The organism is Bacillus sp. Bos-x628, assembly GCF_040500475.1.
GTDB classification, from domain to species: Bacteria; Bacillota; Bacilli; order Bacillales; family Bacillaceae; genus Bacillus; species Bacillus maqinnsis.
On the sequence record NZ_CP159358.1, the window covers coordinates 259,216 to 272,200 of the forward strand.

The 12,985-nt window shown below is 41.4% G+C and carries 13 protein-coding genes, 1 pseudogene and 1 riboswitch; of the genes and pseudogenes, 7 read left to right on the forward strand and 7 right to left on the reverse strand.

Annotation, left to right across the window (positions count from 1 at the left end; all coding sequences use genetic code 11):
• Positions 1-52 precede the first annotated feature (52 nt).
• A pseudogene (tasA, locus tag ABVJ71_RS01360) lies at positions 53-855 on the forward strand (biofilm matrix protein TasA).
• Between the two features lie 68 nt (positions 856-923).
• On the opposite strand, the gene sinR reads toward tasA, so the two are convergent.
• From sinR to ABVJ71_RS01380, 4 genes are all read right to left on the reverse strand, one after another.
• Positions 924-1,259, reverse strand: coding sequence for a transcriptional regulator SinR (gene sinR / locus ABVJ71_RS01365; protein WP_353856507.1), 336 nt, complete (start codon positions 1,257-1,259; stop codon positions 924-926).
• Positions 1,260-1,318: 59 nt separating this feature from the next.
• Positions 1,319-1,456 (reverse strand): anti-repressor SinI family protein, encoded by a 138-nt coding sequence (locus ABVJ71_RS01370; RefSeq protein WP_353855258.1) that lies wholly within the window; start codon positions 1,454-1,456, stop codon positions 1,319-1,321.
• A gap of 184 nt (positions 1,457-1,640) precedes the next feature.
• Positions 1,641-2,438, reverse strand: coding sequence for a YqhG family protein (locus ABVJ71_RS01375; protein ID WP_353855259.1), 798 nt, complete (start codon positions 2,436-2,438; stop codon positions 1,641-1,643).
• A gap of 14 nt (positions 2,439-2,452) precedes the next feature.
• Positions 2,453-4,123, reverse strand: coding sequence for an SNF2-related protein (locus ABVJ71_RS01380; RefSeq protein WP_353856508.1), 1,671 nt, complete (start codon positions 4,121-4,123; stop codon positions 2,453-2,455).
• Between the two features lie 249 nt (positions 4,124-4,372).
• Positions 4,373-4,480: riboswitch (glycine riboswitch) on the forward strand.
• Between the two features lie 199 nt (positions 4,481-4,679).
• On the opposite strand from ABVJ71_RS01380, the gene gcvT reads away from it, so the two are divergent.
• From gcvT to gcvPB, 3 genes are read left to right on the forward strand one after another with little or no spacing between them, the layout of a single operon-like run.
• On the forward strand, positions 4,680-5,777 hold the full coding sequence (gene gcvT, locus ABVJ71_RS01385; protein ID WP_353855260.1) for a glycine cleavage system aminomethyltransferase GcvT: 1,098 nt from the start codon (positions 4,680-4,682) through the stop codon (positions 5,775-5,777).
• A 16-nt stretch (positions 5,778-5,793) separates the two neighbouring features.
• A complete protein-coding gene (gene gcvPA / locus ABVJ71_RS01390) occupies positions 5,794-7,140 on the forward strand; it encodes an aminomethyl-transferring glycine dehydrogenase subunit GcvPA (protein ID WP_353855261.1) in 1,347 nt (448 codons plus the stop codon).
• Positions 7,133-8,593: an aminomethyl-transferring glycine dehydrogenase subunit GcvPB gene (gcvPB, locus tag ABVJ71_RS01395; RefSeq protein ID WP_353855262.1), complete on the forward strand. Its 1,461-nt coding sequence runs from the start codon at positions 7,133-7,135 to the stop codon at positions 8,591-8,593. The genes gcvPA and gcvPB overlap by 8 nt, the downstream gene beginning before the upstream one ends.
• A gap of 54 nt (positions 8,594-8,647) precedes the next feature.
• Here gcvPB and ABVJ71_RS01400 read toward each other — a convergent pair whose 3' ends face one another.
• Complete coding sequence (locus ABVJ71_RS01400) at positions 8,648-9,028, reverse strand: rhodanese-like domain-containing protein (RefSeq protein ID WP_353856509.1); 381 nt, start codon at positions 9,026-9,028, stop codon at positions 8,648-8,650.
• 223 nt (positions 9,029-9,251) lie between these two features.
• Here ABVJ71_RS01400 and ABVJ71_RS01405 point away from each other — a divergent pair, with 223 nt between their 5' ends.
• The 3 genes from ABVJ71_RS01405 (at position 9,252) to ABVJ71_RS01415 (ending at position 11,591) form a co-directional block, all read left to right on the forward strand.
• Positions 9,252-10,088, forward strand: coding sequence for a biotin/lipoate A/B protein ligase family protein (locus tag ABVJ71_RS01405; protein WP_353855263.1), 837 nt, complete (start codon positions 9,252-9,254; stop codon positions 10,086-10,088).
• Positions 10,089-10,173: 85 nt separating this feature from the next.
• On the forward strand, positions 10,174-10,608 hold the full coding sequence (mntR, locus tag ABVJ71_RS01410) for a transcriptional regulator MntR (protein ID WP_353855264.1): 435 nt from the start codon (positions 10,174-10,176) through the stop codon (positions 10,606-10,608).
• A 107-nt stretch (positions 10,609-10,715) separates the two neighbouring features.
• A complete protein-coding gene (locus ABVJ71_RS01415; protein ID WP_353855265.1) occupies positions 10,716-11,591 on the forward strand; it encodes a patatin-like phospholipase family protein in 876 nt (291 codons plus the stop codon).
• Here the strand turns inward: ABVJ71_RS01415 and ABVJ71_RS01420 are convergent.
• A complete protein-coding gene (locus tag ABVJ71_RS01420; protein ID WP_353855266.1) occupies positions 11,588-11,983 on the reverse strand; it encodes an SA1362 family protein in 396 nt (131 codons plus the stop codon). The genes ABVJ71_RS01415 and ABVJ71_RS01420 overlap by 4 nt on opposite strands.
• A 43-nt stretch (positions 11,984-12,026) precedes the next feature.
• Complete coding sequence (locus tag ABVJ71_RS01425; RefSeq protein WP_353855267.1) at positions 12,027-12,977, reverse strand: DUF1385 domain-containing protein; 951 nt, start codon at positions 12,975-12,977, stop codon at positions 12,027-12,029.
• Positions 12,978-12,985: the final 8 nt, after the last annotated feature.

Genomic DNA, 12,985 nt, shown 5'->3' on the forward strand with positions numbered 1-12,985 from the left:
TTCGTTTGTAACTGAGTCAGGTTTCAATAAAACAATTAATGAGGGGGCATTCATGGCAATCAAAAAATCAATTCGTTTAGGTGTATTATCAGGGGATTAGGACTGGATTTAATTGGCGGGGTAACTTGGGCTGCTTTTAATGATATCGAAAAGGCAAATGCAGTCTGCTACTCTACAGGGGAGCTAGATTTATCTCTACAAGAATACCCTGGTGCTATTCACCTTGCAAACTTAAAACCTGGTGACCGTATGAGGAAGGAATTTAACTTTGAAAATAAGGGGTCACTTGCAATAAACCAAGTACTGATGAGTCTTGATGATTGTCAGTTTAAAGATGGAACTTCTGCAAAGAAAGGCGAGAAAAATTCAGCGGAAGAATGCCTCAGCCAATTCCAAGTTAGTGTGCTCACGGTTGGAGCTGAAGGTGGGAATGTTTATCTCCGAAATATCATTTTAGATCATGCGAACCTGATTAACTTGTATCTGTTAACTTCAAAACAGGATCAGGCGGCATAAGAGAAGCTTCGTCATGCCGTCGATAAGAAGTTTTTACATGAAAATGGTAAAATCAATGTAGCAACCGTTGATGGAACAACGGCTCCAGAGTATGACGGCATTTTAAAGAACCTATTTGATTACGATAAAATGGAAATGATCATTGAATTTGTCAATGACCAGACGAAGGATAAAGATGGCGACTATATCCAAAATAAATACCAAGGCGATGCGATTCAAATTGATCTTTCCTTCGAAGCGACTCAGTGGAATGGTTTCACGATCAATCCCAAAAAGCATACGGATGAAAAAGGCTATGTGAAAGAAAACGAAAAAGCACACAGCGACGATAAAAAATAAAGGCAGTCTTTTAGACTGCTATCAACCTCTGCATAGCAATTGGAGGAGTATGCGCTAAAACGAGCGCTTTACTCCTCTTCTTGCTGTTTTTTCCAGATTTGATAATCTAAAAATTCACGAAATTGCTTTTTCGAAACCCCTGATGTCATTGCATCTCGAACTAGTTTTTCCCATTCACTATCTAATTGACCATCGTATTCGGTTTCATCTTTTTCGTTTAACAGTGTATGAACCGAGACGTCCAGAACAGCGGAGACTTTTTCAAGAAATTGAATGGAGGGGTTTGTTTGCAAGTTTCTTTCTATTGAACTTAAATAAGACTTCGCTACCCCAGCCTTTTCGGCCAGTTCTGATAGTGAGTAGCCTTTTTCATTGCGGTATTGTTTAATACGCTGGCCAATCAATGTCATCACCTTCCTTTCGATATTATAGCACATTCAGAAAGGTTTGATAGAATGACTTCTTACAGTGGGAGAGACTCAGAGGACTTTTGGTGCGATTTGAGAAAATGACGGACTTCTTCGACTGTTAGTCCTGCTTTACGAGCTTCGGTTAATAACTGAACCCATTCACTGTCTAGCTTTTTCATTTCCTTTTCCATACAAATACCTCCTAAAATACTGAATCGTGTATTTCAGGCACTTAACGCATTAAATGGAAAGACAAAGGTGGTAAGTCCTCGTGGTTCGCTTGCGTCATGTTTCCGCCCAATACAAATAGACAAACTTTGCTTTTGATTGATCGAAAATTGTATGTCACATCAAGGGGAGGGAGTTGGATTTTAGTTAACCGCCCCTTTTTTGTTGTAAGTAGAAAAGTCCGCCATTTTCAATCGTAAGACTGATTTTTGGTTCATATAAAGTTTTGAGTGCTTGTCTTTCTATTTCATATTCTACAGATGTATCTGAAGTCCCTTCATAAAATTGGTTTAAAAGTTCCGAATCTTCCTTCCACTTTTGAACAGCCCTTATCGCCCAATCGTCCGGTTCTTCGTGGGCATACCGCTCCATCAGGCCATAGAGGCGTTTGACTCCGCTTTCAGGCTTAATCATTGTACTCATCGTAAAACAATAATCAGGTATTTGCGAAGACAGCTTGCGTGTTTCCAGCTTTTCTTGAAATTGTTCTACGACCTCGCCTCGTATGAGATGAAGTCCAAGAGACAGCAGCTTATCCTTTTTGCGATCTGCAAGATATGATATTTTCACATTAATCCCAAGCCAAGGCTCCAATGCGATTTGGGTCTTAGTCAGTGGTGTTACTTGTTCATAGAGGCGGATAAATCGGCCTTGTTGTTTGACAGCCTCGAAAATTTGAAACAAGCGAGGGGAGCCGAAATGAATAAATTCACCTTCGATCGTGTCGCCTGCTTTCTGCTGATCTGTGATAAGTGTCAATTGACGCGGCTCAGGCACACCGCCTGTTTTTTCAAGCCAATGCCAATAAAAAGGGCGGTTCATGATCATTTTATCCATTTCAATGGTTAGCTGTACGGTGAGATGGCCTGCACTTTCTTCGAGAATGTCACATTGATTCGCCTGAAAAAAACGTAGAAGAAATGCGTGAATGTCATGCTGCTTCATAGATCAACTCTCCTTTATGAGCCTTGTTGTCTTTTTTCCAAAAGCGGGGTTTGTACTTTTGATAAGTAGGAAGCAAATTGGCTTAATTTCTTTTTCATGTCCCCGTCAGATTGGGGTTGATATAAAATGTGATGAAGTTCCGTTTCTGCCTCTTTAATATCAATACGTGTTAAAATATCGTCTAAATCTCCAATGACGTTTTCAAATAGTTGGATTTTTTCATAAAGAAGCTTCAAAATATGCTCCTCGACTGTTCCATTCGTTGCCATATTATAAATGTGGACATCTCGCTTTTGCCCAAGGCGGTGGATACGCCCAATTCGCTGTTCTAAGCGCATAGGGTTCCATGGGAGATCATAATTGATGATCTGGTTACAAAACTGAAGGTTGATTCCCTCACCGCCTGCTTCTGTCGCAATTAATACTTGAGCACGCTCTCTAAATAAATCTTTCATCCAGTCTTTCTTACTCCGTTTAAAACCACCTCTAAAAGGAACAGAGCTGATCCCATTTTGTTGCAGAAACCATTGTAAATAAATTTGTGTAGCGCGGTATTCAGTAAAGATAATGACCTTCTCGTTAAGCTGCTGAATGAGTTTTACCACTTCTAGTGCCTTTGAGTTTTGCTCGACTTGGTTGATTTTCTCCATAATTCGCTCGATGGCTAAAGAACCGAGAATGTGTTTCCCCTGTTCCTGCATTTTTTTGATCGTCATGTATACCGCTTCACGGCTTGAACAACATTCTCGTTCTAATGTCATGATGGAGAACATGTGCTTTGTATAAGATGGATTTTCTTTTAGACGACAGATTTCATCGTATAAAGCTTGTTCTGTCGGAGAAAAATCGATAGAGATCGTCTTTACGTGGCGTTTTGACCACTCAATCCCAGTGTCTTGCCGGCGATTTCGAATCATGACTTTGTTGACTAGCTGTTTTAACCGGTCATGGTCTTCAAGCTGCAAGTCTTTTTTTGCAAATACATCTTTAAATTGGTGTTCATTTCCTAGATGACCAGGCTTCAGAAGGGATACAAGATTAAAAATTTCTCCAATTCGATTATGAATTGGCGTGGCTGTCAGCAGAAGGCAGAATTTCTTGTTTAAATTTCTCACAAACTCATAATTTTTCGTTTTGTTGTTTTTCAACTTATGTGCTTCATCGATAACGACCATATCGTAGGCGATTGATAAAATCGTATTGCGATGCGGCTCTCTTTTCGCTGTATCAAGCGAAGAAACAACGACGTCACATTGCTCCCAGACATAGCTTTTTTTCTGTTCGACAGCATCAATATAAAATTTCGTCCGAAGCTCTTGTACCCATTGAGAAACAAGAGAAGCGGGTACGAGAATGAGAATTTTCTTGGCAAGCCCTCGAATCATATATTCTTTTATAATTAGTCCTGCTTCAATCGTTTTTCCAAGCCCAACTTCATCTGCTAAAATGGCTTTTCCGTTCATTTCTTCTACAACTCTTCTAGCTACTTCAAGCTGGTGCTGTAAAGGGGTGAAGGCGGGCAGATGTGCCGGTGCCTGCAAGCCCTCGAACGAGTCAATCGCAGTGATTTTTTGAACTTGCGCAGCCAACCGATACATGTCCCAGTTCGCCCAGGGACCGTCATTTGCAAGACGATGTTGAAATTCATTTGTCCATTCTTGGTCAAAAATCGTTTGAATATTCAATGTAAATGCCTGCCTTTCTATCAAGTACTGAAGAAATTGTTCTGTTTTTAAACGCTTCATTTTTTAAGAGGACTTTAAAAGTCTGCATATAACGATAAAAGCGAACGATAGTGAATAATTATTTTAAAAATGTTAATGATTTTTATATTGCTCTCTATCCGTTTCTAATGGTAGGATGTTGTTAAGTGATCTAGAAAATCAGTCACTCATTTTGATAGTATGTCCAATAAATATGAAGAATATGAGCGGATGATGGTATGGGGAGAGACTTGGCGGTTATTCAGCACTGGCAGGCGCCGAAGGAGCAAGCTGAAATGGTTCAGTGAATCTCTCAGGCAAAAGTACTCTTACCGGACGCAACTCTGGAGAGTGTTTGCTCATTGCTTTAGCAAACCACCAAAGGGGAAAACGCACAATGATGCTGTGCTGTAAACTTTCAGGTGCAAGGACAGAGACTTCTTTTTGATAAAAGGGAGCCCTCTGTCCTTTTTTGCTGTAATTTTTCTGAAAATTCAGCTTGTGTTTCGCACTGTAAGAAAAAAGGGGGAAACGATTGATGTTGAAACGAACACCGCTTTTTCATGTGTATGAAATGTTTGGCGCAAAGACCATTGACTTCGGGGGCTGGGAATTACCTGTCCAATTTTCTTCCATTAAAGAAGAACATGAAGCTGTCAGAACAAAAGCAGGGCTTTTTGATGTCTCTCACATGGGAGAGGTTGAAGTAAAAGGCAATGATGCTTTTCACTTTTTACAAAGATTATTAACCAATGATTTGTCTAAACTGACAGACGGCAAGGCACTGTATACAGCTATGTGTTATGAAAATGGCGGGACGGTGGATGACCTGCTCGTCTATCAAAAAGAAAAAAACAACTATTTGCTTGTTATTAATGCATCAAATATTGAAAAAGATGTTGACTGGTTGTTGAAACACCAGAATGAAAGTGACGTGTCTATTCAAAACGTCTCTGATCAAATCGCCTTGTTAGCATTGCAGGGACCTCTTGCTGCTGACATCATTAAGGAAGTTTCAGATGATAGTGTGACATCATTGAAACCATTTACGTTTCAATTACAAGCGACAGTTGCTAACAAAAAAGTGCTTGTCTCAAGAACTGGCTACACAGGAGAAGACGGCTTTGAAATCTACTGCCAGTCAGAAGATGCAGTTCACATTTGGTCGGCTTTATTAGAAGCGGGCCATCCTAAAGGGTTAATACCGTGCGGGCTCGGTGCACGTGACACCTTAAGATTTGAAGCGAAGCTGCCTCTTTATGGTCAGGAGTTGACAAAGGATATTTCTCCTTTAGAAGGCGGGATTGGTTTTGCTGTGAAAATAAATAAAGAAACAGATTTTATCGGGAAAGACGTGCTCAAAAAGCAAAAAGAAGAGGGAACGAAGCGAAAGCTTGTCGGGATCGAAATGATAGATAAAGGAATTCCGCGGACAGACTATCCGGTCTTTTCAGGAGACGAACAAATTGGTTTTGTGACAACGGGCACACAATCTCCAACCTTAAAGAAAAATGTAGGACTTGCCTTGATTCAAACGTCCTTTGCTCAGCTTGGGAAAGAAGTTGAAGTGCAAATTCGTAAAAAGCGTTTGAAAGCAAAAATCGTCGCAACACCATTTTATAAAAGAGCCGAATAACGAGGGGGAATAGAGGATGAAGCACAGGTATTTGCCGCAAACAGAGCAAGATCAAAAAGAAATGCTGGATGTCATCGGCGTCCAGTCGATTGACGAACTTTTTTCAGATATCCCAGAAAAGGTGAGATTTAAAGGATCATACAACATTAGACAGGCAGCATCTGAGACAGAACTTGAGAGGGAGTTATCTCGTCTTGCTGCAAAGAACAAGGATACCGTGTCGTATGCATCTTTTCTTGGCGCTGGTGTGTATGATCATTATCAGCCCGTCATAGTGGATCATGTGATCTCACGTTCTGAATTTTATACAGCGTATACGCCGTATCAGCCGGAGATTTCTCAAGGTGAATTGCAGGCCATCTTTGAATTTCAAACAATGATCGCCGAACTCACTGGAATGGATCTTGCCAACTCCTCCATGTATGATGGCGGAACGGCATTAGCTGAAGCGGCAATGCTGGCGGCTGGACATACAAGAAAGAAAAAAATCGTTGTCTCTGAGACCGTTCATCCTGAATCAAGAGCTGTTTTGAAAACATACGCAAAAGGGCAGCATATCGACGTGGTCGAAGTGCCTGCTGTAAAAGGGCAGACTGACTTAGCCGCATTAGAAGAGGCTGTTTGCGAGGATACAGCGGCGGTACTTGTGCAATATCCAAACTTTTTCGGTGTGGTAGAACCACTGAAAGACATTGAACCGATTGCGCATAAAGGAAAAAGTTTATTCATCGTATCGAGTAATCCGCTTGCACTTGGTTTACTGACGCCTCCGGGAAAACTTGGGGCAGATATTGTCGTCGGTGATGCACAGCCATTTGGGATTCCAGCTGCATTTGGCGGACCTCATTGCGGTTATTTCGCCGTCACTAAAAAATTAATGCGCAAAGTCCCAGGCCGTTTGGTCGGGCAAACAGAGGATGAAAATGGTGTTCGCGGATTTGTGCTGACACTTCAAGCACGTGAACAGCACATTAGAAGAGATAAAGCGACATCGAATATTTGTTCCAATCAGGCATTAAATGCGTTAGCAGCTTCTGTTGCCATGACGGCGCTTGGCAAAACAGGTATTAAAGAAATTGCGTATCAAAACGTGCAAAAAGCCCATTATGCCAAAGCGCAGGCACAAAAATACGGCTTACAGGCTGATGTAGATGGAGCCATTTTTAATGAATTTGTAATTAAGCTAAAAGAGCCTGTGAAAGAAGCAAATAGAAGATTGCTTGAAAAAGGGATCATTGGAGGATATGACTTAGGTCTAGACTATCCAGAGTTTCAGCAGCACATGCTTGTTGCAGTGACAGAGCTAAGAACAAAAGAAGAGATTGATACGTTCATCAAAGAATTGGGGGATCGTCATGAGTAAACAAGACCAGCCGCTTATTTTTGAAGTGTCCAAAGAAGGAAGAATTGGTTATAGTCTGCCTGAGCTAGACGTACCTGTGCAGGAGCTCCCAGCTTTGTTTGATGACACCTATATCCGTCAAGAGGATGCTGCGCTTCCTGAAGTATCTGAACTTGATATTATGCGTCATTACACAGCACTTTCAAGACGTAATCACGGGGTCGATTCCGGATTTTATCCTCTTGGCTCTTGTACGATGAAATACAATCCAAAGATTAACGAAAAAGTCGCACGCTTTGCCGGCTTTGCGCATATTCATCCACTTCAAGATGCAGACACTGTGCAAGGCGCATTAGAATTACTCTATGACCTTGGTGAGCATCTTGAAGAAATTACTGGGATGGATGCAGTGACGCTGCAGCCTGCTGCAGGAGCGCATGGTGAATGGACGGGGCTTATGATGATTCGTGCATACCACGAAGCACGAGGTGATCATAAACGGACAAAAGTCATTGTTCCTGATTCTGCTCATGGAACGAATCCTGCATCTGCTACAGTGGCTGGATTTGAGACGATTACAGTCGCATCTGATGAAAATGGTCTCGTTGATTTAGAGGATTTAAAGCGCGTTGTCAATGATGAAACAGCAGCTCTTATGCTCACAAACCCCAATACGCTTGGATTATTCGAAGAAAATATATTAGAAATGGCAGAAATTGTACATGGAGCGGGCGGAAAGCTTTACTATGACGGTGCCAACTTAAATGCTGTTTTAAGCCGCGCAAGACCGGGGGATATGGGATTTGATGTCGTTCACTTAAACCTTCATAAAACCTTTACAGGTCCCCACGGAGGCGGAGGTCCTGGATCAGGTCCAGTCGGAGTGAAAAAGGACTTGATTCCTTACTTGCCAAAGCCAGTGCTTGTGAAGAAGGAAGGGCGTTTTCTATTTGATTACAATTGTCCAGAATCAATTGGACGGGTGAAGCCGTTCTATGGCAACTTTGGCATTAACGTCAGGGCATATGCGTACATTCGCTCTATGGGTCCTGATGGACTGAAGGCTGTAACAGATCATGCTGTGTTAAATGCGAACTATATGATGCGCCGTTTATGTGCTCATTATGATTTGCCATTTGATCGTCATTGTAAGCATGAATTTGTCCTTTCAGGTAAACGTCAGAAGAAATTAGGCGTTCGGACGCTTGATATTGCCAAACGTTTACTTGATTTTGGCTATCATCCGCCAACGATCTACTTCCCGCTCAATGTAGAGGAATGTATCATGATTGAACCAACTGAAACAGAATCAAAAGAAACACTAGATGCCTTCATTGAAGCGATGATTCAAATTGCAAAAGAAGCAGAAGAGAATCCAGAAGTGGTTCAGGAAGCACCGCATACAACAGTTGTCAAACGAATGGACGAAACAAAGGCTGCGCGGCATCCGGTACTTGTTTTTGAAAGAAAATAAAATAAGACTCAAGGAGGGGGGGGCGCAATAGCCCCCAGCCCCAGAGTCTTTTTGCTAGTTCTTCGTTTTAATGCGGCCGCCCCATTTTTTAAAGCCGCCTTTTAAATTATAAATCTCACGACAGCCGTTTTTGCGTAAAATTTGAGCTGCTTTTCCGCTTCTCAAATGATTTTGACAATAAAGATAAACAGGCTTGTCAGGACGTATTTCATTTTTCCGTTGCTTCATTTGTGAAAGCGGGATGTTTCTTGCCCCTAAAATATGTCCGCCTTCAAACTCATTTGGCTCTCTCACGTCAATGAGTTGTGCTTTGCGGTAACCTTTAATAAATTCTTCTTCCGTCAACGTTTTCATTATACGTTGCTGATAAATGTAATTACCGATTGAATAAAGAATAAAAAGTCCACAAAGTGAGAGGACGATATAATTAAATATTGGCAATACGGCTCGACTCCTTCTTGAACATCAGCACAGGGTGAACTGTCCGATGGTACGTTTTAGACAAATACTATTATAGTAAAGCAAAAGAAACTTGTCATCATAAATGGTAAGAATTATTTTCAATTCCTTCCCTATTTGATAGACTGATGGTGAGAGAAAGCTGGTGGTGGCTAGCATCATCTAATATTGACTATGTAAAAAGAGAAGGGATTTTTATATGCAAAAAGAGAAATGGTGTTTCATTGATACAGGAAATCAAGATCCTGCCTTTAACATGGCGATGGACGAAGCCCTGCTTTATTGGCACAGCGAGAAGCTCATCCCGCCTGTCATCCGTTTTTATGGTTGGAATCCGGCGACATTGTCTATCGGGTACTTTCAACATGTTGAAAAAGAAATTAACATGGAAGCTGTCCAAAGATATGGCTTAGGTTTTGTCCGCAGACCAACAGGAGGGCGAGGTGTTCTTCATGATCAGGAGTTGACCTACAGTGTGATTGTGTCTGAAGAGCACCCGGAGATGCCAGCGACAGTTACAGAGGCGTACCGTGTGATTTCAGAAGGAATATTAGAGGGCTTTAAAGAACTGGGACTCGATGCGTATTTTGCCATTCCTCGTACAGAAAAAGAAAAGGAAAGCTTAAAAAATCCAAGATCTTCTGTGTGCTTTGATGCCCCATCTTGGTATGAGCTTGTTGTAGAGGGCAGAAAGGTAGCAGGCAGTGCTCAAACGAGACAAAAAGGGGTGATCTTGCAGCACGGCTCAATCTTAATTGACTTAGATGAGGAGAAATTGTTCGATTTGTTTATTTACCCAAATGATCGGGTGAGAGAACGCATGCAACGCAGCTTTAAAAATAAAGCCGTCGCTATTAATGAAATCTCCGACAAAACATGTACAATAGATGATGCACGTGTTGCATTTAAACGAGGCTTTGAAAAAGGACTCAACATTGAGCTTGTGCCATATGAGCTGACAGATGAAGAATTAGCTTTTGTCCACCATCTTGCCAAAACAAAATATGCCTCGGATGATTGGAATTACAAGCGCTAAGCCAACTTGCAGTTCTTGTTTTTTAATTGGCAATGGTGTAGAATTGTTATGATTATTAAGTAAAGGTGCATTTTGGAGGGGTTTTATGACGACACCTAGTATGGAAGATTATATTGAACAAATTTATATGCTGATAGAAGAAAAAGGATATGCAAGAGTATCTGATATTGCAGAAGCACTCACTGTCCATCCCTCCTCTGTAACAAAAATGGTTCAGAAGCTAGATAAAGATGAATACCTCATTTATGAGAAATACCGTGGTCTCATTTTAACCCCTAAAGGCAAAAAGATTGGAAAACGTCTCGTATACAGACATGAACTGCTAGAGCAATTTTTAAGAATCATTGGTGTAGATGAAGAGAAAATTTATGATGATGTAGAAGGCATTGAGCATCATCTAAGCTGGAATAGCATTGACCGCATTGGGGATCTCGTTCAATTCTTTGAAGAAAATGAAGAGCGTTCCGTCCAGCTAAAAGCGATTCAAAAGAAAAATGAACAAACGAATCAAGAATCTTAAGATAAGGACACTCATCAACGGAGTGTCCTTTTTTGAATAAAGTTCTAACTGAAGGAGAAAGCTCCTACACTATTAATAGTGTGACCATGAAAAGGGGGGCTCCTTTGATGAAGATTGACGGTGTTTTCTCAGGTGGAGGCATTAAAGGTGCAGCGCTTGCTGGGGCTTATGAAGCACTTGAGGCGAGAGGTTTTCAATTTGTTCGACTTGCCGGTACAAGTGCAGGAGCCATCATTGCCTCGCTCATCGCAGCAGGTTTTACAAGTCAGGAAATAGGGGAGCTCTTAGATGAAATGAATGAGCATCAATTGCTCGATCGCAGGTGCCGTTTCATCCCTTTTAAAGTGATCAGATGGGTGTCCATTTATTGGCGTCTCGGTCTTTACAAAGGGGACCAGCTAGAAAAATGGCTCACAGAAGTTCTAAAACGAAAAGGGGTGACTGTGTTTGGGGATCTCAAAAAGGATTCTTTAAAAATCGTTGCTTCTGACTTAACAAATGGAAAAATCCTCGTATTACCTGACGATCTTCCCTCATATGGCTTAAATCCAGATCATTTTTCCGTTGCTCGGGCAATCCGCATGAGCTGCAGCCTTCCTTATTTTTTTGAACCTGTAAAACTGAAGTCCTCAAAAGGAATATGTACCATTGTTGATGGGGGAGTTCTTAGTAATTTTCCTATTTGGTTATTTGCTGAAGAGAAAAAAAGACCTGTGGTAGGCGTCACTTTAACGCCAAATGAAAAAGAACGCCCTCAACACTCCATCCGCAATGCGTTTGAACTGTTTGGCGCTCTTTTTGAAACGATGCGTGGTGCTCATGACGCAAGACACATTGCCACAAAACACGAACGTCATATTATTTTCATTCCTGTAGAACACGTCATTGCCACTGATTTTCAACTGATGACTGAAAAGAAAAGGGCGCTCGTCAATCTAGGTAGACAGAAAGCCGAGCAATTTTTAAAGAGCTGGACATTTTAAAATAAAGCTCGATTTTTCTTTTTATTTTTCTTGCCTTCAATCACAGTCAAATGTGTTTGGCTTTTCTTTTTGAGAAGGACGGGCTTTGCCTTGTGGTCAGTCGGCACGCTTCGCAAATGGGTGACCCGATTTTTCATCTGGTTTTTCGTTTTCGGCTTAGGCTGCTGGTAGCGACGTTTCGATTGTTTGACTGCCTTACGGTATAGATTGCCTTCTGTCCCTTTGCTTCGATTCATCAGCCATTTAAATAGGAAAAACAAAACCGCTCCAACAATCACAACTGATAGCAGCATCGTAAAAAGCCTGCCAGGGTTTGTTGTGAGTAAATACACAAAACCCAAAATACCTAAAGCAAAAATAATGGTAAAAGCAGGATGTGCTCGGCGATTCATAACTGTCCACCTCCGAAGGAATTTACCGGATTTATAAGTTAGATCACTTGATGAGCTTCTCTGACGCTTGCTTCTCTGACGCTTCCTCTAAACGAAGCAATTCATTGAAGCTTGCAATGGCTACCTCGATTTGGTCACTAGATGGTTCCTTTGTTGTAAGCAATTGCAACCAAAGGCCAGGGTAGCCAAGCACTTTTAACACTGGCACTTCTCGAAGCTTGTTCGTGAGTTGTAGAACTTCAAAGGAAATTCCAAGTACAACCGGAATGAGTGCCAAGCGGTTCAGAACTCTCACCCATAAAGGATCTGTCGGTACGAGTAAATAGACGAACATCCCGACAATGACAGTGAATAGAATAAAGCTACTGCCACAGCGATAATGAAGCCGAGATTGACTTTGGACATTTTTCACTGTGATGTCAAGACCCTGTTCATAGCAGTTTATGACTTTATGTTCTGCCCCATGATACTGAAATACCCTTTTAATTAAAGGAGTCATGGAAATAAAATAAATATAGCTTAATAACAACACCAATTTAAAGAATGTCTCTACTGCGATTTGCGCGAAATTTCCTGAAAAGATCGGTCGCACAAGCTCAGCTAAAAAGACAGGTACAAGTGTAAAGACGAATTTGCTAAAGACAAGAGAAAGAACTCCGATTACAGCAATGCCGAAGATCATCGACAATTTTGAGCCTTTTTGTTCTTTTTCAAGAGTATGATCTTCAGAAGGGTCTAAATCATAGCGCTCGCTGGAGAAATGTAAATGCTTACTGCCATTTGCACTTGCTTCCACAAGTGCGGCGACACCCCTGACAAAAGGGATTTTCTTGAGAAAGGCGGTCTGTTGATTGGAGTTCCTAGGAAGTTTTAGAAACTCAATGGACTGATCCTTACGCCGAATTGCTGTCACATAGTTCTTTTTACCTCCAAACATGACACCCTCGACAACTGCCTGTCCTCCATATGCTGGAGGTTTTGTTTGATTGGACATATTTCATC

Coding starts and splice junctions, on each gene's coding strand:
- ABVJ71_RS01375 (WP_353855259.1), bottom strand. CDS start 2,438: ATGAAGCAGCATGACATTCACGCATTTCTTCTACGTTTTTTTCAGGCG.
- ABVJ71_RS01405 (WP_353855263.1), top strand. CDS start 9,252: ATGCAAAAAGAGAAATGGTGTTTCATTGATACAGGAAATCAAGATCCT.
- ABVJ71_RS01415 (WP_353855265.1), top strand. CDS start 10,716: ATGAAGATTGACGGTGTTTTCTCAGGTGGAGGCATTAAAGGTGCAGCG.
- gcvPB (WP_353855262.1), top strand. CDS start 7,133: ATGAGTAAACAAGACCAGCCGCTTATTTTTGAAGTGTCCAAAGAAGGA.
- ABVJ71_RS01370 (WP_353855258.1), bottom strand. CDS start 1,456: ATGGAAAAGGAAATGAAAAAGCTAGACAGTGAATGGGTTCAGTTATTA.
- mntR (WP_353855264.1), top strand. CDS start 10,174: ATGACGACACCTAGTATGGAAGATTATATTGAACAAATTTATATGCTG.
- ABVJ71_RS01425 (WP_353855267.1), bottom strand. CDS start 12,977: ATGTCCAATCAAACAAAACCTCCAGCATATGGAGGACAGGCAGTTGTC.
- ABVJ71_RS01420 (WP_353855266.1), bottom strand. CDS start 11,983: ATGAATCGCCGAGCACATCCTGCTTTTACCATTATTTTTGCTTTAGGT.
- gcvPA (WP_353855261.1), top strand. CDS start 5,794: ATGAAGCACAGGTATTTGCCGCAAACAGAGCAAGATCAAAAAGAAATG.
- gcvT (WP_353855260.1), top strand. CDS start 4,680: ATGTTGAAACGAACACCGCTTTTTCATGTGTATGAAATGTTTGGCGCA.